The 2,019-nt window shown below is 37.1% G+C and carries 1 pseudogene; it reads left to right on the forward strand.

From position 1 onward, the window contains the following. Positions 1-338 precede the first annotated feature (338 nt). Positions 339-1,409, forward strand: a pseudogene (locus ACGTJS_RS13350) (IS110-like element ISLin1 family transposase). Positions 1,410-2,019 lie beyond the last annotated feature (610 nt).

A 2,019-nucleotide genomic window follows, 5' to 3' on the forward strand; every position in this document is an offset into this window, starting at 1 on the left:
ATCAGAAAAACATACTTTTTGCAAGTAAAAAAACTCATTCTTGTCGGAACACGAAAAATGTGCCTTTTTGACCCACAACGCGATTCATAGATTAGTATGATTCTTGGACGTAAGACAAGTCGAAGTGTGATACTCTTGAATCGACGGAGTCAAGAAGGCCGGTGGCAGATTGATCGCTCTCTTGGGGCTTTGTAAGACCCCGTTTCATAGATGAATCCAAATCGGCCACCGCAAACCAAAGTGTGGCGACTCAACAAAGTCGACCGCGTATAGGAGTGCTGGTGTTATCACCCGACTTTGTTAAGTCCTTCCGCCTCTTTCATTTTAGGAGAAAAGAAATGGAAAGTCAAGAAGTCAAGTATGTAGGAGTCGATTGTGGAAAGAAAAGTATAGAGGTTGTTCGAATCAATTCGGAAAACTCACTCGAACGTAGACAATTCAGCACAACGGAAAGTGGTATTAACAATTTATTACAATGGTTGACCTTGAATGACATTGTAGGTCTGGAAGCAGGATCTCAATCTTTTAGAATTGCAAAATCAATATTAAACAAAGGGGTTCAAGTAATTGTCCTGAACCCGGGTAACCTGGCCACAATCTATCAGTCGTTAAAAAAACAGATAAAGAAGACTCTCTCAAGATTGCGAGACTCATACAACGTTTTCCAATAGAAGAATTACCTACTGTTCCGATTCCAAATGATGAAGAGGAGGACAATAGAAGACTATGCACGGAACAAGAGAATTGGACAAAACAACTAACGCAAGGAAAGAATCGGCTTCATAGTTTATTCACCCAAGCCGGTTTGACTCAGATCACTAAAAAGCATTTAAGAACAAAAGCAAATAGAGAAATCTCTGTAGCCTTACTTCCAAGTCGATACCAAAAAGAAGCGGAAAGAATATTAAAAGTTTTAGATTTAGTGGAACAAAATCTAAAACTCATAGAAAAAGAAATTCAAGAAGCTCTCAAAAAAAAAAGCCTATGTTCAGACGATCATGTCTATGCCTGGAATTGGAATGATTACTTCTTTGGCGATTATGAGTTACATGGGTGATTGTAAAAGATTTTCTTCAGCTAAACAAGCGGCTTACTACGCTGGTTTGGTTCCGAGAGTTGACATTTCAGGAGACACGGTTCGATACGGAAGAATCATAAATCGAGGTTGTCATTCAATTCGAAGGGTGATTGTTCAAGCGGCTTGGAGTCTGGTTCGTTGTCAACACGGTGGTAAGGTAAAAGAGTTCTATCAAAGGTTATACCTTAAAAAAGGTGCTAAAAAATCGATCATCGCTACTTCACGTAAAATGATCGAAGTTCTTTACGTAATGATTCGAACCGGAAAACTTTTCGATTCTATGCCTGAAAATATATTAAATCGAAAATTAACTCAATATGGTCTTATGTAAAAAAATAACGGGAGGGCTTGACACAAGAAACATAGGAGAGAGCGTTGTGTTGAGTTTTCCCTTTTTTGGGGTGGAGGTGGTAAGGTTCGGAAAATTTTTCTCTATCAGAAAAACATACTTTTTGCAAGTAAAAAGACTCATTCTTGTCGGAACACTTGAAAAATGTGCCTTTTTGAGCCCAGAACGGCGATCCATAGAAAGCCCGTTCTGTTGAGTTCATTCTGATTCTAAAATCCTATTCAACTTGTGGGGTTGGTTATGGTAGAAAGCGTTGTGCTGAGTTTTTCGAACGGGCCTAAGATTGAGTTTCACAAAAATATGGGAACTACAATGAAAATCGAACTACATTAGAACTGCTTGAAAGTTCGTATATTGCCAAATACAACTTAAGTTGTAGGAATTACTGCATTTTATTAAAAATTTCTAAAGAACTATCGCGTAAAATTTCTTGAGGTTTGGGACAAGTTCTAAAATAAAAATAGCGGGGTTTTTTAAGTCCCGCTATCTAAATTAATTTTATGAATTTGATTTTATAGTATTTTCAAAAAATCAAATATTCTGAAATAATAATTTATTCTTATTGCTCTATACAAACCAGACCCAAATTATA

Origin of the sequence: Faucicola mancuniensis, assembly GCF_046523945.1 — a bacterium.
GTDB lineage: Bacteria > Pseudomonadota > Gammaproteobacteria > Pseudomonadales > Moraxellaceae > Faucicola > Faucicola mancuniensis.